The 15920-nt window shown below is 38.4% G+C and carries 20 protein-coding genes and 3 tRNA genes; 8 read left to right on the plus strand and 15 right to left on the minus strand.

Annotated elements, in window-relative coordinates:
• Positions 1-77: 77 nt before the first annotated feature.
• Complete coding sequence (locus VHO47_00880; protein HEX2977665.1) at positions 78-1244, plus strand: DUF4143 domain-containing protein; 1167 nt, start codon at positions 78-80, stop codon at positions 1242-1244.
• A 28-nt stretch (positions 1245-1272) separates the two neighbouring features.
• Entirely contained in the window at positions 1273-2184 is a 912-nt protein-coding gene (locus VHO47_00885; GenBank protein HEX2977666.1) for a DUF1295 domain-containing protein, read from the plus strand.
• A gap of 2 nt (positions 2185-2186) precedes the next feature.
• Here the strand turns inward: VHO47_00885 and VHO47_00890 are convergent, their stop codons facing one another.
• The 5 genes from VHO47_00890 to trxA all read right to left on the minus strand — a co-directional run bounded on the left by VHO47_00890 (position 2187) and on the right by trxA (position 5399).
• Positions 2187-2915, minus strand: coding sequence for a hypothetical protein (locus VHO47_00890; GenBank protein ID HEX2977667.1), 729 nt, complete (start codon positions 2913-2915; stop codon positions 2187-2189).
• Between the two features lie 12 nt (positions 2916-2927).
• The gene (locus VHO47_00895) at positions 2928-3599 is read right to left on the minus strand and encodes a hypothetical protein (GenBank protein ID HEX2977668.1); all 672 of its coding nucleotides are present in this window, start codon (positions 3597-3599) and stop codon (positions 2928-2930) included.
• A 94-nt stretch (positions 3600-3693) separates the two neighbouring features.
• Positions 3694-4041, minus strand: coding sequence for a hypothetical protein (locus tag VHO47_00900; GenBank protein HEX2977669.1), 348 nt, complete (start codon positions 4039-4041; stop codon positions 3694-3696).
• 166 nt (positions 4042-4207) lie between these two features.
• Positions 4208-4888: a hypothetical protein gene (locus VHO47_00905; GenBank protein ID HEX2977670.1), complete on the minus strand. Its 681-nt coding sequence runs from the start codon at positions 4886-4888 to the stop codon at positions 4208-4210.
• A gap of 190 nt (positions 4889-5078) precedes the next feature.
• Entirely contained in the window at positions 5079-5399 is a 321-nt protein-coding gene (gene trxA / locus VHO47_00910; GenBank protein ID HEX2977671.1) for a thioredoxin, read from the minus strand.
• Positions 5400-5615: 216 nt separating this feature from the next.
• Here trxA and VHO47_00915 point away from each other — a divergent pair, with 216 nt between their 5' ends.
• From VHO47_00915 to VHO47_00925, 3 genes are all read left to right on the plus strand, one after another.
• Complete coding sequence (locus VHO47_00915) at positions 5616-6308, plus strand: Bax inhibitor-1/YccA family protein (GenBank protein ID HEX2977672.1); 693 nt, start codon at positions 5616-5618, stop codon at positions 6306-6308.
• Between the two features lie 267 nt (positions 6309-6575).
• Positions 6576-6773 (plus strand): hypothetical protein, encoded by a 198-nt coding sequence (locus VHO47_00920; GenBank protein HEX2977673.1) that lies wholly within the window; start codon positions 6576-6578, stop codon positions 6771-6773.
• 49 nt (positions 6774-6822) lie between these two features.
• Positions 6823-7020, plus strand: a complete 198-nt coding sequence (locus VHO47_00925; protein HEX2977674.1) for a hypothetical protein — start codon at positions 6823-6825, stop codon at positions 7018-7020.
• A gap of 174 nt (positions 7021-7194) precedes the next feature.
• On the opposite strand, the gene VHO47_00930 is transcribed toward VHO47_00925, so the two are convergent.
• The 3 genes from VHO47_00930 to VHO47_00940 form a co-directional block, all read right to left on the minus strand.
• Complete coding sequence (locus VHO47_00930; protein HEX2977675.1) at positions 7195-7377, minus strand: DUF1328 domain-containing protein; 183 nt, start codon at positions 7375-7377, stop codon at positions 7195-7197.
• A 116-nt stretch (positions 7378-7493) separates the two neighbouring features.
• Entirely contained in the window at positions 7494-7961 is a 468-nt protein-coding gene (locus VHO47_00935) for a hypothetical protein (GenBank protein HEX2977676.1), read from the minus strand.
• Positions 7962-7978: 17 nt separating this feature from the next.
• Complete coding sequence (locus VHO47_00940; protein ID HEX2977677.1) at positions 7979-9538, minus strand: carotenoid oxygenase family protein; 1560 nt, start codon at positions 9536-9538, stop codon at positions 7979-7981.
• A gap of 175 nt (positions 9539-9713) precedes the next feature.
• Between VHO47_00940 and VHO47_00945 the strand changes: the two genes are divergently transcribed.
• Complete coding sequence (locus VHO47_00945) at positions 9714-10163, plus strand: hypothetical protein (GenBank protein ID HEX2977678.1); 450 nt, start codon at positions 9714-9716, stop codon at positions 10161-10163.
• Here VHO47_00945 and VHO47_00950 read toward each other — a convergent pair.
• The 7 genes from VHO47_00950 to VHO47_00980 all read right to left on the minus strand — a co-directional run bounded on the left by VHO47_00950 (position 10150) and on the right by VHO47_00980 (position 14310).
• On the minus strand, positions 10150-10770 hold the full coding sequence (locus VHO47_00950; protein ID HEX2977679.1) for a LysE family transporter: 621 nt from the start codon (positions 10768-10770) through the stop codon (positions 10150-10152). The two genes, VHO47_00945 and VHO47_00950, sit on opposite strands and share 14 nt — an antisense overlap.
• Complete coding sequence (locus tag VHO47_00955) at positions 10770-11159, minus strand: VOC family protein (protein HEX2977680.1); 390 nt, start codon at positions 11157-11159, stop codon at positions 10770-10772. Before VHO47_00955 ends, VHO47_00950 begins: the two co-directional genes overlap by 1 nt.
• Before the next feature lie 103 nt (positions 11160-11262).
• A complete protein-coding gene (locus tag VHO47_00960; protein HEX2977681.1) occupies positions 11263-12906 on the minus strand; it encodes a hypothetical protein in 1644 nt (547 codons plus the stop codon).
• Between the two features lie 84 nt (positions 12907-12990).
• On the minus strand, positions 12991-13698 hold the full coding sequence (locus tag VHO47_00965; protein ID HEX2977682.1) for a DNA alkylation repair protein: 708 nt from the start codon (positions 13696-13698) through the stop codon (positions 12991-12993).
• 165 nt (positions 13699-13863) lie between these two features.
• A tRNA-Ser gene (locus VHO47_00970) sits at positions 13864-13955 on the minus strand.
• An 86-nt stretch (positions 13956-14041) separates the two neighbouring features.
• Positions 14042-14118: transfer RNA gene (locus tag VHO47_00975), tRNA-Arg, on the minus strand.
• Positions 14119-14219: 101 nt separating this feature from the next.
• Positions 14220-14310, minus strand: a tRNA-Ser gene (locus VHO47_00980).
• A gap of 114 nt (positions 14311-14424) precedes the next feature.
• On the opposite strand from VHO47_00980, the gene VHO47_00985 reads away from it, so the two are divergent.
• Both VHO47_00985 and VHO47_00990 read left to right on the plus strand, forming a co-directional pair.
• Positions 14425-14718, plus strand: coding sequence for a DUF167 domain-containing protein (locus tag VHO47_00985; protein HEX2977683.1), 294 nt, complete (start codon positions 14425-14427; stop codon positions 14716-14718).
• A complete protein-coding gene (locus tag VHO47_00990) occupies positions 14705-15883 on the plus strand; it encodes a type II secretion system F family protein (protein HEX2977684.1) in 1179 nt (392 codons plus the stop codon). Before VHO47_00985 ends, VHO47_00990 begins: the two co-directional genes overlap by 14 nt.
• The last annotated feature ends 37 nt before the right edge of the window (positions 15884-15920 follow it).

Consider the following 15920-nt stretch of genomic DNA (forward strand, 5'->3'; position numbering starts at 1 on the left):
ACAGACTGCCATAAACAAATTATTGAATATTCGGCATAAAGATTACTAGGCTATACAAAATGCCAAAGGAGAATGCCGTGTTTAAAAGAACCATAGAATCTACGTTAAAAATTGATTTGCCGAACTATTCAGTATTTTGTATTAAAGGGCCGCGTTTTGTTGGAAAAACAACCTTGGTCAAAACGGTAGCACCTCATTTTGCATATTTTTCGTTACGAGAATTGCAGTCGCGCCAACAAGCGGTCAAAAATCCTGATTTTTTTATTCGTGATGCGCTTGCAAAGGGTGAGGGAATGATTGTTGATGATTGCGAGTACGCACCTGCGATTATCGATGCAATAAGAAGTTACGAGCTTCCTGAAGGCAAAAAAATTATAGTAACAACCAGTTTGCTGCGCCATCATTCGACTTTGGTCGAGGAGCTTTTTGGTTCTCGATCAAAAACATATACACTTTGGCCACTTTCAATTACTGAACGTGAAATCTCTCAAGTGCTTCCACAATCTGTAGATGACGCGATTCTCCGCGGGGGATTTCCTGCTGCGCAGCGTGAAGGGGATATTCCTGAATGGTATACAACGTACGTTCGAAATTATACTGAGCAAGATGTTCGTGTGGCAAAAAGTTTGCATAACGATACGATTTTTTATCGTTTTATGGAACTTTGCGCTGAACAATCACTCGGACAACCAGTAAATTATTCATCACTTCGCCGCGCGTGCGAAATTACTATTCATACCGCAAAAGCATGGATTGAATTACTTGAACTTACGCAACTTATTTTCTTACTGCCGCCTCACGAGCAAGCATACGGAAAACGAATTATTAAAAGCCCAAAACTTTATTTTATTGAACCGGCGATTACCTGTTCTCTTTTACGTATTTCGACACCTGAACAATTAAAACAACATCCATTACGCGAAGCAATTATCGAATCGTTCGTTATTTCTGATTTATATAAGCAAGCATTTAGTGCTGGTAAAAAAGGAAATATATCATTCTGGAAAGATAAGGCAGGCCACGAAGTGGAATGCCTTGTAAATAAATCAACCGGCGTTTTGCCTATGGAAATTGTCGCGAACGAAAGTTATTCGCCTCAGGCGTTTAAAAAATTGACGCATTGGTACAAGGTTAGCCATGCAATGCAATCGAATGGGATTGTCGTTTATACTGGTGAGCAAGATCAAACACTGGTTGAAGGACGTTTGCTCAATTGGCGTTCGGTGAAGAATCTAAATCAATAAGTTTTCACGAGTTGCCGAGGTTTGCACTATGTGGATCTTTCAGATTCAATGTATTTTTGTATTTCTCTACATGAGTTTTCTGTGGTTAATTGCTCAACAAGAAAACAATAATAGCATTGCAGATAATGGTTGGGGCATTGGATTTCTCATAATAGCCGTTACTTCTACAAAGCTTTCTTTGCAAGGTGCCTTTCTTTTTTTAGCGGCTCTTTTTTTGTGTCTATTTTTCTTATTATCTAAAAAATATGCGCACTTGTACAAAATAAGTTCATGTGCGATGATTACACTTGCGATGTGCTCACTTGTTATTCTTTCTACGCATGCTCGCTCCGGGCGCGCATTTCTTATTTCAATGCTCGTATTTTTTTGGGCTACTCGCATTACCTATTATATTTTCAAACGTTCGCGTAATAAAGGTGAAGATGAACGCTACGCCCAATGGCGAAAAAATTGGGGCACGCATCAAATGTTTTTTGCTTTTTTATATGTCTTTATGCTTCAAGGATTTTTGATGCTTGTGATAGGGTATCCGATCATGCTGCTAAATAGCGCTCCACTTGTTTCGCTACAGTGGTTCGATTGCATTTCGGTAGGCATTTGGGCGTTCGGTATGTTTTGGGAGGCGATTGGTGATTATCAATTGGCAGAATTTTTGCGCAGCCCGAAAAATAAGGGATCTATTATGCAAGAAGGGCTTTGGCGTTATACCCGGCATCCGAACTATTTTGGCGAAAGCGTGATGTGGTGGGCAATTTTCTTTATTACCCTTCCTGTTTACTTAGGATGGAGCGCAATTATCAGCCCATTAACTATCACCTTTCTTTTACGTTTTATTTCAGGAGTGCCGCTCGCAGAAAAATCGTTTGCTCATAATCCCGAGTTTCTCGCTTATGCAAAAAGAACAAATGCCATGTTTCCCTGGCGTCCACGACAAAAGTAATTTTAATCTATTGTTCGTTTTATTTTTCTAAAAAAAGAATATGCAGCAGTAGCAATAACCGTTACTGCAAGTACTGTCGGAATTATGCGCTTCCAACGATAATTGCGATCGTATCGTTCACTTACCGTTTCATAATTGGATGGTGGATTATTAGAAGCGAACTGTATGACGCGATCATCATAGAAGAATCTAGTACGCAAGTAATCTGCGCGAATGAACTTATCTTTTGGAAATAGTCTTTTGCTTTGTATTTCCTTTATTTCTTCTTTTTTCTTATCCTCATCTCCGGGCCTCGTTCGATCCAGAGTTTTTTCGTCTAATTTAACTTCAGTCAATGTATAAGGAACCCCCTTTATGATAAATTTTTCCGCCGTGTAATTTTTTCGGAGATTGAGTTCTATATATCTGCTCATGAACGCTTCAATGGAATCTACAGGTTTAATTGAAGTAATGGTATTGGGGCCTTGTTCTATTTGTGTATATTTCTTATGGAGAGAAAGATTGGAATCTATTAATCGACACACTAAAAATCGGGTTCCCTCTTGGCTTTGGCAATCTTCGATTGAAACTATTTCGTAACGTTTTTTTTCATGAGAATCAACAAATACATCGCCTTCGCTCAACGTTAGCGCGGGTTTTCCGGCTTGGAGAGAAATTTGATACGGAGCCGAGAATATAACATGGCAGCATGAAGTAATGATAATGATTGAAAATATGTATTTAATCTCCATTTACGAACCTCATTAAGAAAAAAGAGAATCAATTGTTTTTTTATAAAACAAATAAGCACCAACAGCAGCAGAAAATGAGAACGCCATAAGAATTCTTCTTCTTTGAAACGTTTTCCATTCAATTTCAAATACAGGTTCGTAATTCGCGGGTGGTTGATTAGTAGCGCATTGCTTAACCCATTGAGTGGAAAACCAATTTTCTTTTTTATAAGTAGCGGCTGCTATTCCTTTCTCGGGAATTTGAGCGGAATGCAAGAAATAAGGTTCGCCTTTAATCCAATACGGGATTTTAATATTTTCTTGAAAAGCTTTTTGCCGGCAATTGAACTGATCTTTTCTTTTATTGACCAGATCGGATGATGTCATTTCACCAGTGGAAGTAATCGTTGGAATTTTTTCAACATAATTGAGCAGGCCTATTGTGTATTGAGCGTTCTGGTGCAGCGGTCTTAAATAGATATGAATGACATCATTTTGAGGTTGCAATAATTCAGTTCCACCCGGTGTTCGCTCGATTAAAACGATCGTATATTTTTCACACTCTGATTTGTTTACTAACGAGACAATTTGTCCCTCGCTAATACGCGGAAGATAACCATGAGAAATTGGATCGTTCGTTTTTATTCTACCCCAATATGAGAATACTATTAACGCTCCTAGAAACAATAAAAGTCGTTTGAGCATAGAGCGGCCCCATTACAAGATTTTTGTTATCCCATTAATAAGATGACAAAATGATTGTACGGAAGTCCAGAATATCGGCTCTGTGTGCTGAGCGTTATTTATTCTTATCAACTATTGCAAGTAACTCTTTTGCAGCGTTTGCGATTTGAGCGTCGTTACTCTTTTTTGCTTTTTCCATCGTATCCACTAATGCGCAGCGCTGAACTGTTTTTAAATCGCCATAGGGATAAACATAATGTTCTTTGGCGTCTGCAGGGAATTTGCTATCGGTTCCTAAAAACCATAATCCATATTCGCTCATAAAATGTGTATTGATAAAGCGAACAACTTCATCTTGCGTTGGTTTTTCTTCGTTCCAATCAGCATCAAATGTAGAAATTTCTCCGGCTTTAATCAGACGGACTGCGTTATCATATCCTTTTTTATGAAAAGTAGCGGCCATGAAGATTCTCCTTTAATGAGTTTGGATTATTCTGACGATACTTTCTGATTGAGGCGGAATGCAATAGTTTTTTACGCGCGAAGTTTTACAGATAAAGTGGTTTTTGCAAAAGAAAAGGGAAGATCAAGAGTGATCTTCCCCGGAGTAGTTAAATCTAATCGATATCTTAGAAAATTGTCTTAATTAAGAAATAACCGAGCATCACTGTCGCCAATCCGCTTATGCCGATTTTTGCAGCGTATTTGAGATTATCAGGACGCCATTCATAATCGTCCACATTATCAAATACTGCACGTTGACCAGGAGTAGCTTTTTTTAGTGCATTCTGCGTGATAACGTGATCTTTGAACCAAGAATGATTTCGTTTGTATTTGCCATAAATATGGTCGCCCTGAGTATTTATTTTATCTATCCGATAAGGCAATCCGTATAATGTTACACAAATATTCTTGTCAGAATTTTCCTTTGCTTCTAGTGAAGTTTTGCGCGCTTCAAATGCGGCTATTCCATTTATTGGTGTTATCGATTTAATAACTTTAGATACTGTGTACTGTTTAACTTCCAAATATTGTGGATTCTTTTCAACATCCTCGGATAAATAAAGTATCTCAATATCATCGTTAGATTCTGTTGAAAAGTTTTGAGGCGACTTAGCAAAAAGAGTAAACGTTTTATTGCTAATTGCATCAATTATCTTCTCGCCCTCGGATAACGGCCCTTTATCAAGCGTATTAGTGAGCGAGCTAGCTTCTTCCTGCAAGGTGAATATAAAAGGATCTCCGGATGCAATACTTTTAATTGATAAAGCAACCAACGGTAAAATTAACAAATTTCGTCTATAGTTCATGATAACCTCCATTATCGGGTAAATGAATTTCTACCCATAGTTGAAAGTATAGCATAACGATCAATATTTGAAACGGCGTGCGTGGGAATTAAGGATCCAATATCAATATTTTTTCAATTAGAAATTATTTAATATGGTAAATAGGGTATGCTTTTCCGTGCATACCCTGTATTACTCTTATTTTTTGCGACTATTTGAAATAGGTATTTATTTTCTTTATCAAATCGTCTTTGCTCATGCTGCCCGTTTCTTTGCCTTTAATTTGGCCATCTTTTATAAAAACAAAGGTTGGAATTGAGGTGACGCCATATTGTATAGCAAGCTCTCGTGATTCGTCGACATTCAGCTTTGTGAATTTATAGGAAGCGCCAAGCTCCTTCTCTAGCTGCTCAAAGATTGGGGCCATATATTGGCAAGGCCCGCACCATGTTGCAAAAACATCAATAATAATAGGCAATTTAGCTTGGGTTATTTCTTGTTCAAAATTATCTTTTGTTATCAAAACTGGCATATGATTATCCCTTAGTAAAAATGATTTTTTAGAATGTTTTTTGATTATATCATTCGCCTACTTGGCAAACAAGATCCTGGCGTCTTATGTCCACTTTGCTTAAACAGTAGATTTTTGGCCGTATTTCTCGCATCTTCCAGGTAGGGCTGTTGCTTAGAATGCCTTTTTTTCGTAGAATGAAATCGTTACATGGAAATTTTTGATAAGGAGGAAACTATGTTTCAACGTAATTATTCTATGAGCGGTTCGATAACCGATTTCATGTACAAAGTATATGGTTGGATGGCAGCAGGGCTTGCACTGACTGCGGGCACTTCTTATGCGATATTCCAATCGCCAACATTATTTAGAGCTATATTTGGCAATCAGATTCTTTTCTTTGGACTGATTATAGCTCAATTTGCACTCGTAATTGCATTGAGTGGCTGGGTTATGCGCATGAGCTTGCCAATGGCGATCGCTGCATTTATTGGTTATTCGGTTCTGACCGGCGCTACGCTTGCTTCCATTTTCTATATCTATACAGCAACTTCAATCTACTTAGCATTTGGCGTAGCAGCTGCGACATTCGCCGTGATGGCGCTCTACGGTTACTTTACTCAAAGTGATTTGACCTCTATCGGCTCGGTTGGCCGCATGGCACTTTTTGGTATGATTATTGCCATGGTGATTAACTTTTTTCTAAAAAGCGCTCAATTGGATTACATTATCTCGCTCATTGGCGTTGGCCTCTTTACGTTGCTTGCAGCGTACGATAGTCAAAAGATCAAGCAAATGGGATATGCTTTGGTTGGCCAAGGGGACGTTGAACATAAAGCTGCTTTAATTGGTGCATTAACTATGTACCTTGATTTTCTGAATCTCTTCCTTTTCTTACTGAGAATACTTGGCAGCAAGCGCGACGAGTAATTTAGTATAACATTTGTCGATTATCTATGGCCCACTTTTATCGGTGGGCCATTTTTTTAGTGCACATTTGCCTCTTAAATAGCCTCTTTTTGCCACTTTGCCAATTTTTATACATTTCATTTAGTAATAGTGTTGATTGAAAAAGTATATAATTGTTAAGCTTAAAATAGTTCTTATTAAGATTATTAGAAATATAAAAAATGATTGAAACGGTAATTTATAACAAAGAACTCTTGAGAACTATAGTTTAACAAAGGAGATATTCTTATGGCACACAAAAAAAAATCGACTCATAAAAAACACGAGTTCAGTCTTTTAGATTTGTTGTTGGGACATACTGACAAACGAAAAAAGGCTCACCACGGTAAAAAGAAAACTGCTAAAAAAGCCTCAGCACGTAAAGGCACCAAAAAAGCGGTTAAAGCTAAAGGTAAAGGCGCATACGGCAGAAATCCGTACCGCTAAAAAATTAGCTTAAAAAAATGATTACGTTTTCACTAAAAAAGGAAATACAATGAGTAACAATAATAATTGGAATGACAAAAAAGGTAACGTACAAGATCCAAAACACCAAGGTCAAAAAGAGAAACACGGATCTTCTCAAGGTCACCAAGGTAATGTTTCTAACCAAGATCAACAAAAGAAACAAGGCCACGACCAAAATAAGCAATGGGATAAAGGTAACAAAAACGACTGGCAAAATAATAAGTAATTGCCCGTTAATTTTTAACATTGTTTATGAATGCAGGATTATACATTCTGCGTAAAAAAACTAAAAGAAGCAGAACGATGCATAATTGTTCTGCTTCTTTTTTTATTCTCATCTAAGACTTTCAAGCCAAGAATCTTTTAAGTGATTCTCGTAACGATCACAATCAATCGTTAATTACATTCCTTGAGGTGGGCGGCCGTACATCATTCGATAGAGAAGCGAGAATACAAAGAGGATGATGAAAAGACCAAAGAGGATTTTTGCAATGCCGGCAAAATCGGCTGCAAAACCACCAAATCCAAAGACAGCCGCAAGAATCGCAAGAATCAGAAAAATTACAACCCAATCCAATAGCATAGTAACTCCTTTTTTTGTTAAATCTTTAATACGTTAGTGCAATCGTTTAAAAAAAAGCAATAAAAAAAGAGAGGGTTTTAAATTCCCCTCTCTTTTATAAATTCAAAAAGATTATATTAATCAAGTGATAATGCAGCTCCAAAGCCGTAGGCGCCAGCAATCCAGCCCTTTGCTTCTGGGCTAATGGTGTTATCGTTAAAAAAGAATTGCAATGCAAAGCGAGCGCAGAGACCCCAAACAATTCCGTAAGCGAATTTACTGAATACTGAATGGCGCGAATAATTTTTTACCACATTATTTTGTATGGTCATTCGTTCGATTACAATCCCGCCTTCTAAAATTTCAACCGTCTTTTCAAGAACATTAACGTAGGTATCATTAATTGAGCATTGCACGAGCGGTTCTTGTTTGACGCGAATAGTATAAAGATGCGAATCTATCCATATATCGTGCTGTTTATTAAAACTCGAATCGCTTACGTGCGTATGCGCGATATGGTCTACAATAGGACGCCAATCGATAGATGCTTGAATTGAAAAAGGCAAAACGCATGCAAAAAATATAAATGCTTTATTAAAGATCATAAAATCCTTTCAAAATATTAAGCCTCGGTATAGAGGCCGTGTAAACTAAACGGTACTATACTCGGCAGTACAGCGCGCCCTATTTCATGCAAATTATGCGCATCGAGTATCAATATAAATGATTTGCAATTGATCGTATCAAGCACTTGCGTTATAAGCACACCGTCATCTTCTTTCTTTTCGTGAGGGCGGGGAATGAATACCGGTTCGGTTGGGCAGCAGCCGTTCGCTTTCCATTCAATGATGCGTTCACTCTCGGTATCTACTTTCTGAATACTTGAAAATCCAGCTCCCATGGCATAGATATAACGATAATGTTTCGTTTTAAAGAGTGGGTTTATGCGCGGCAATTCAACTGAATTTTGCGAAAGAATATTTTTTGCGACATTCTTGTTTTTTAAGTTGATACTAAAACGAATAAGTTGCGATCGTTCGCCAAACGATTCGGGGCGATTTCTTAAGTTCTCAATCGTTGTCGCTTTCATGATTTGCGCATCAGGATAAATAATCATATCAAGATTGAGCTCATTATTTTTTTCAAAAGCATTTATCTGATTCAGAACAAAGAAAGGTTCTGTTTTTATTGAATCGAGAGTGCGCCCTGTTGCTCGATCTATAACAATAAATGTTGTGCCAAGTTCTGGTTTCCAGGAGAAATAATCAAGAAACGGTTTAATCGAAAAAAGTAAATCGGGTGGGTTAACCACAAATGGCGTAAGCGTGAGCACGATGTAATTTTGTGTGACCGAAAGCCCATGTATATACGAAGGTTGTTTGGCTTCCACTGAAGCGATTATTGTGCGCTTCGTGCTGTTTGGTTGAATATAATAGACGTGATAATAACTCGTTGTGCCAAATTGGGTCATCACATTAAATGAATTGCCAGTTTGCGGATCGATAATCGGATGCGGCGTTACTACATGGCCATCTAAATCGTCATCAAAGTCAGCGAATTGATATGTTTCCAGTGTTGATGGATTAAATGCTACAGGAAATGTTGATTCGGTGAGTGCAACAAACTGGTTGCCGATTTTCATAATATTAATGTTGCCGTTATCATACGGCTCTCGCTTTGCAAGCAATGCTCCCATTTTGGAAAAGAAAGAGGATTTCTTTTCTTCTTGGATCGGAAGCTTACCACTTTTCATTGCGCCTTTATAAAAATCGCTTTTTAAGAATTTGCTGGCATATTGAACTGTTCCTTTATCAAATTTGAACGACTGCAAAAGCGCAAAGCCATCAAACCAATATTTGAAAGTATCGCTTCCTACTTCAAAAAGGCCAGGGCCGGTGCGTAAAAGAAAACCGTGAAGCCATACTGGTATGGTTCCTTTTGTGGGGAGGCAAATGGGGGGATTTTCGCATGCTACAGAACAAAATCCAATAGAAGCATCGCCGCGAATAATTTCTGATTCGAATTGTCCATCGCCTATTGATTCAGTTCTTATCTGTAGAGGAGATTCAGTTGTAACCTGAAGATGATTCTGAAGTTGTTGAATAGTTCTTCGATGCCATAGAATCGCTCCGAGCGCGATCAAAAATAATAGAGCCGCGAAAATAGCGATTTTCTTTAACATACCGTTCCCCCGCAGAAAATAATTGCATAATAGTTGTAGTATAAACAATACCAATAAATTGAGCAAGTTGTTATTTCAAACAGAAAATGATTTGCGTGAGAATAAAAATTCTTAAAAGAATAGAGATGCGCTTTTATTCCATGCATACTTAACTGATAATAGAAAGGGAAAAGATATGAGTAAAATTCATAGTATTATCATTATGCTTATCATTACTGCTACAAGTAAAGCTGTTATTAATGAAGTTGATATTAGTTTATCTATTGCTGCGAAACTTAAAAGCCTCGATGAGACCAAACAAGATTATAAAGAATTGCCAGATATTGAAAAAAATGATGATTGTTATTTTATTGCAGCAATTGTGGATAGTTCGTTTCAAAAGAGATATTTTCTTTTTGATGTAGGCAAAAATATATTGAGTGATGGGTCTGCAAATAAATTCAAAATGGCAGATATTGAAAATTTAATTGGAACAAAACTTTTGAATACGAAAAATACAAGAATTGAATGGTGGGCATTAAAAGACGCCAATATAGTGGCGGTAAAAAAGACATTTGGTAAAAATACCAAATATCAACTTGTCGATATGAGTAATTTATTTTCACAAGATCTTACTTCAAAATAAGTTTTATGAGTGAAAGAATCCCAAAGCTCATAATACCAATTCCTGAAAACTGATTAATCCGCCTGAAGGTAGATGCCTTAATTTTGGGCTGAAAGTAAGCAGCAAGGATGCCGAGTACAATCCACCAAAGAGTGGATCCAATAAATACGCCACTTGCAGTCAAAATAAGTTCGCTCGTGCGATCGAGTTCATGATCAATGCCAACTGCTGCAAAGAGAAAAATGAGCGTAAGAATAATAATGGGATTCGCGAGTGTGAGGAAAAATGTCGTTATATAGGATTCTAAAATATTGAGTGGGCTTTTCGATTGCATTGCTTGCGGCGGTTTAGATGATAGGATAACAATTCCTAGAATTGATAAAAGTATGCTGCTGACAAGTCGTATTGCGAATGCAAATTGAGTTAGATGAGCTGATAAAAAGCCAAGACTCAAAAGTGCAGCAACTGCAAAAACAACATCTGCAGTGGCTGCGCCAAATCCTGAAGCTATTCCCATAAGTGGGCCTTGAATCAACAATCTTCGCAAGCACAAAATCCCAATAGGGCCTACCGGGAATGCGATTGCTGCTCCAATAATAATTCCTTTAATGAAAAAAGATAAATCCATTATTTTGGTAATTCGACCATATTAAACATATTTCCATAAAGATCTTTAAAAACCGCTTGCGTTCCCCACTCTTCGGTCGTTGGTTCCATAATGAATTCGACGCCGCGAGATTTCATTTCTTCGTAGTCTTTTTTGCAATTATCGGTAATCATGCAAGCGAGTGGGAATGAACCACCTTGTTTGCCAACAAGTGCTAAATCTTCTTGTGATTCAGGAAGCATTAAAGCAAACTCTAAATTCTGGCTTCCCTTTGGATTCAACGTTAACCAGCGCATTTGCCCAAATTGCGCATCGGTATGTTTTTCAAAACCAATTTTTTCGGTGTAAAATTTAAGCGCTTCATCTTGATTTTTTACTAAAATCGTAAGATGTGAAAGATAGTTAATCATAAAAAAGTCCCTAGGATCTATATATTAAACTTGATAAAATGCTAACACGTTTTGTGGTTCTTGTAAAAAAGCTCTTCGCATAGCTGTATGGGATTCAAATTGGCTATTTATTGCCAAATAATGATTTTAAAAATTGATAACCGGTCAAAACCGGCGCACTCCACGAAAGATTTGGGGGCAACACATGTTTTGATTCAATCGCCAGATATTGAATTTCTTCGTCCAAATCCTTAAATGATTTTAAGAGGTGCGGGTACTTTTTAAAATCGATTGGCCCAGGGGCGGCAAGCAAGAGTGCTTGCTCTAAAGTCAAATTAGTACGTAGGGAATGTATGATTTTTTTTAGAGGCTCAAGATTCCAGCGCCGGATTGTTTTATCAAAGGAACCTGAAATTAATCCGTTATTATCTTGAAGTACTAATCCTGAAATTGTTCGCGGCGTCGCGCCTGCGATGGTGAAGAGCAATTGGCCTGTTTTATCGTCCCAAAGTCGAATTGCTCCATCTTGCCCGCCAGAAAAAAGATAGCCATCAGCTCCATGCGCCATCGTATTAATTTCTTTATCACTAGCAGATCTAAAAAGCAATTCTTTTTTTTCAAGATCCGATGCGCAAATTGTGCCACCTGCATCAGCAGAAAAAAGAATTTTTTTGCTTTGATCAAGGACGAGTTTGGAAATTCTTTTAGTATGCTCTTTTAATTCATAAGCGAGTGCGTCATTAATAAAATCATAAGCTTTGATCGTCCCATTGGATAATCCTATAAATAAAATTGGATCGTTTGCGGCTAATGCCCAAGCTTCTTCTTGCGGGGTCTCAAGAATAGTGGCGATTAATTTTCCCGTTTGAGTATCCCATTTATTAATAGCGTGATCTTTACCTGAAGAAAAGAGAAATGTGCCGTCATCATTCAGCGCTAAAGCTAAAACGGCCCAGGAATGTTTTTTCAACTCCCCGAGTTTTATTAATTTTTCTAAATCCCAAATGGTTATTGTTCCTGATTCGTCGCTTGAATAAGCAAAAGGATTTTTGCACACGAGGGCCGATAGATCTGATTGATTGGTGGTGAGTGAAGATGATTTTCCTGTAAGTAAATTCAAAATTCTAATTTCCGCATCCGCTAACATTGCGCAAAGTTTATTACCCATTGGTGCAAGGTTTAAGATTTCACTGCCTGCATTGCTAATAATCTTATTTTCTATTTTCAGAAACGATAACATGGGAAACATGTTTTCCCATGCGTTTTGCGTGACTGCTTGTGCAATGCTGCTTCTTAGTGTGTCCGGGAGTCGTAATTTTTTTAAATATGCAGCGTCTTGCAAGAATTTATCTAATTCTGCCGGGCTTGTAATCTTTCTTGCTAAAGCTTTTTCGAAAATGGTTTGAAGGGAGTCAATGTCCAAGTAATCAGAATTGATCAAAAGAGATTCAATAGTTTCAAGAGGCAATTGGGAAGCACGATGTACAAGCTTTTCATCTTTTTCATTTTCAAATTTGAGGAAACTTAAAATAAGGTCAAGTTGTCGCTTAGAAAAAGGTAACGGGATTGAATATGATTGCATTTTGGAATCAATGTCGCCTACTAAATTTTCTATAACTTGCGAAAATTTAATTAATAACTTCGAATCCTGCTCAGAAAGAGTTATTTCAGTTGATTGTTGTTGTGAATCTAAAACTGAAAATTTTAAATATGCCGACGCGTTGGCCGCAAAAAAAGTGGTAACTAATAGTAAAATAAATCGCTTCATAGAGTTTCCTTTTTTGGGATCACTATAGAGAAAGAATTAAGAAGAATTAAATAGTTTTGGGTAAGGTTAATCGAGATGAGCGATTTATTTCATCGCTTCTTGCTTCATTGAGGCGGGGAGTTTTTCAATAGCATAGCGGAGCGCTGTTCGCGGCATTTTGGCTTTGTGGTTCATAACAAAGTTAAAGATATCTGTTTGTTGCGTTTTAGTTGCTTCTTTCAGCATCCAGCCATATCCTTTTTGCACCAAATCATCTTTATCTTCGAGTAAAATTTGTGCCAAACCAAAAGCATCTTCTAAATAAAAATCCTTACGTAATGAATAAATGAGAGAAACGGCGCTTGCGCGGCGCATCCATCTATTTTCAGAATTTGCCCATGATTTTAATTGTGGTAAAAATTGCGGGAATTTATAAAGAAAGAAACCCAGGGCGTGCGTGCAAAAATCGTCGCACGCTGCCCAGTTTGATACATAGTTTTCAAGGCAGTGTTGGAAAAATTCAAAATCTGATGGCTCAAATTTTTTTCTTATTTTGTTGAGCCAATCAAAAGCGATCGTTTGAAATTCTTGTTCTTTTTTTAGTAGCTGTTCGCAGATTTGAAAAACTTCTTTCTTATCAAGGTTTTTAATTTCTGAAAAATGAGCTGCAGAAATTCTGCGGACAACAGGAACTCGCACGCCAAGAAGTCGAATTTCTTCTTTAGAAAAGCGCCTTGCCTGCTCGCGATATTCTGGGTCGATGTGTTTAGAAAGATTGGTATGAAGTTCAACGATAATATTCTGGGGAGCCATTAGATAAATTATTTTATTGAAGAAAAGATGTGATGATGTTTTTATTTTTGATTAACGTAGAGAACATCAGATAAAACTTGGATGAACAAGTCGCTGCGCCTACTTGGCGAAAACTGGTCTGTCATTCGTAGTTTGCTGAGCCTGAGGGCCAGGATAAACGTAGAATGGAGGAGAGAGAGGGATTCGAACCCTCGATCCCGATCTCTCAGGATAACGGTTTTCAAGACCGCCGCATTAGACCGCTCTGCCATCTCTCCCCACAATAATTTCAAATTTTATCAGCCACTAGAATGGCCGCGCCAGTCGTAGCTTGCAAAGGCGAAAGCCTTTGATAAGCGAAGACTGGTGCGCCTAAGAGGAGTCGAACCTCTAACCTTCAGATCCGTAGTCTGACGCTCTGTCCAGTTGAGCTATAGGCGCCTAATTTTTTCGTTAATTTCAAGAAACATGTCTGCTTGTAGATGAAGCTAGCTGTACCAGGCGAAGCTTGCCAAGGGCCGAAGCCATGGATAAGCGAAGACTGGCGGAGAGAGAGGGATTCGAACCCTCGCGCCCCATTTCTGGAGCTCTTGCTTAGCAGGCAAGCGCTTTAGACCACTCAGCCATCTCTCCATCGTGCATGCGAGCCATATTTCAACATGCAACAAGGATAAATGATTTGCTATTTAATGCAAGAGTCTTATATGATTTTACCCATATTATGGGGTTCTTTCAAGATGGAGTTTTATGGCATTTATTATTGAGATCAAAGTGATACCCGCATCAGGAACTCAGCGTTTAATAAGGGATAAATCTGGCGCGCTCAAATGCTATCTAAAAAACCCGCCTGAAAAAGGAAAAGCCAATGAAGAACTTATCCGATTGGTAGCAGCACAACTGGGTTTGGCCAAGAATCAAGTGAGTCTCGTTTCCGGTTTTACCAGCAGGAAAAAAAAGCTTTCACTTGAAGGAACATGGACGCTGCAAGAAGTGTATAAAAAATTAGGGTTGGAGCAAGGAGAGCAACATGCCGTATTTTAAATGGACTGGCGTAGCGCTTGATGGCCGTGTTTTGCGGGGTGTTTTAAGAGCGCGAAGTTTGCGAGATCTTGATACACAGCTATTGCATAAAGATATTGGTTTAATGAACGCGCGATTTAAGAAGCAATCGTTTACTCAGCGCATTACCATAGCGATAAAAATTAACTTTTTTAGACAGTTAGCGATTCTTGTCGGCTCTGGCGTTTACATCGACCGCGCAATCGGTTTGCTTGCATTACAAACGGCGCATAGCTCGTTTCGTGAATTGCTTGAAGATATCAGCATAGAGGTGCAGCACGGCACCCCAATTGCCAGTGCTCTTGAATCTGCTGGGATTTTTGATTACGTTTCAATCCAAATGATTAAAGCTGGCCACGAATCGGGCAAGTTGGGGCAAGCGCTTGAGATGATTGCCGCTTATGCAGAATCTCGCGATGCCTTTTATAAAAAATTGCGCAGCGCGGCTTTGGTGCCCTTGATTACCTTCGGGACGTTTATTCTCATCGTTATTTTTATCATGATTGGTATCGTGCCAACTATCAGTTCATTATTTATGAGTGCCGGGCATGAACTGCCACAAATAACGCGCATTATGATCGCGATCAGTTCTATGCTCACGAGTTTTGGTGGTGCGCTCATTTTTTGCTCTTTTATATTTTTTGTATTAATTCTTCGTTATTTAATACGTCGCATTCCCCAAAGCAGTAAAATTATATTTTATATACCATTTATCGGTCCATTGGTGCGCCAAAATAATGCAGCTTCCTATCTTTATGCGGTGGGTCTCTTGGTTTCCGGAAAAGTGCGGATTGCTTATGCGCTTGAAATTGCGCGCAGTGCAGTAAAAAACCGATGGATTGCGCACGAGCTCATGAGTGTTGAGAAAAACGTAAATCATGGGAAATCGCTCAGTCAGGCCCTAGAAGATTGCGGACTGTTTTCGCCCGAAATTTGTGGTTTGGTTTCCGTTGGGGAACAATCAAGTAATCTCGGTCTATTATTAATAAAAGGCGCAGAGCTTTATCAAGAGAAGGTGAATCGACAATTATCGCTGATCACGGCTCTTTTTCAGCCAGTCCTCATGATGGTTTTGGCATTTCTGGTTCTAGCGCTTATTGTGGCAATTTATATTCCACTATTCGATCTTTCTATGATTATTTCCTGAAGTACCCTTGTTATTAGCGCGTTTTCGCGTTGACCAG

Source organism: Candidatus Babeliales bacterium (assembly GCA_036260945.1).
Lineage (GTDB): Bacteria > Babelota > Babeliae > Babelales > JACPOV01 > JACPOV01.

Coding starts and splice junctions, on each gene's coding strand:
- VHO47_00940 (HEX2977677.1), bottom strand. CDS start 9,538: ATGTTAAAGAAAATCGCTATTTTCGCGGCTCTATTATTTTTGATCGCG.
- VHO47_00935 (HEX2977676.1), bottom strand. CDS start 7,961: ATGATCTTTAATAAAGCATTTATATTTTTTGCATGCGTTTTGCCTTTT.
- trxA (HEX2977671.1), bottom strand. CDS start 5,399: ATGCCAGTTTTGATAACAAAAGATAATTTTGAACAAGAAATAACCCAA.
- VHO47_00965 (HEX2977682.1), bottom strand. CDS start 13,698: ATGGCTCCCCAGAATATTATCGTTGAACTTCATACCAATCTTTCTAAA.
- VHO47_00990 (HEX2977684.1), top strand. CDS start 14,705: ATGCCGTATTTTAAATGGACTGGCGTAGCGCTTGATGGCCGTGTTTTG.
- VHO47_00900 (HEX2977669.1), bottom strand. CDS start 4,041: ATGGCCGCTACTTTTCATAAAAAAGGATATGATAACGCAGTCCGTCTG.
- VHO47_00945 (HEX2977678.1), top strand. CDS start 9,714: ATGAGTAAAATTCATAGTATTATCATTATGCTTATCATTACTGCTACA.
- VHO47_00885 (HEX2977666.1), top strand. CDS start 1,273: ATGTGGATCTTTCAGATTCAATGTATTTTTGTATTTCTCTACATGAGT.
- VHO47_00895 (HEX2977668.1), bottom strand. CDS start 3,599: ATGCTCAAACGACTTTTATTGTTTCTAGGAGCGTTAATAGTATTCTCA.
- VHO47_00950 (HEX2977679.1), bottom strand. CDS start 10,770: ATGGATTTATCTTTTTTCATTAAAGGAATTATTATTGGAGCAGCAATC.
- VHO47_00930 (HEX2977675.1), bottom strand. CDS start 7,377: ATGCTATTGGATTGGGTTGTAATTTTTCTGATTCTTGCGATTCTTGCG.
- VHO47_00985 (HEX2977683.1), top strand. CDS start 14,425: ATGGCATTTATTATTGAGATCAAAGTGATACCCGCATCAGGAACTCAG.
- VHO47_00890 (HEX2977667.1), bottom strand. CDS start 2,915: ATGGAGATTAAATACATATTTTCAATCATTATCATTACTTCATGCTGC.
- VHO47_00905 (HEX2977670.1), bottom strand. CDS start 4,888: ATGAACTATAGACGAAATTTGTTAATTTTACCGTTGGTTGCTTTATCA.
- VHO47_00920 (HEX2977673.1), top strand. CDS start 6,576: ATGGCACACAAAAAAAAATCGACTCATAAAAAACACGAGTTCAGTCTT.
- VHO47_00925 (HEX2977674.1), top strand. CDS start 6,823: ATGAGTAACAATAATAATTGGAATGACAAAAAAGGTAACGTACAAGAT.
- VHO47_00915 (HEX2977672.1), top strand. CDS start 5,616: ATGTTTCAACGTAATTATTCTATGAGCGGTTCGATAACCGATTTCATG.
- VHO47_00960 (HEX2977681.1), bottom strand. CDS start 12,906: ATGAAGCGATTTATTTTACTATTAGTTACCACTTTTTTTGCGGCCAAC.
- VHO47_00955 (HEX2977680.1), bottom strand. CDS start 11,159: ATGATTAACTATCTTTCACATCTTACGATTTTAGTAAAAAATCAAGAT.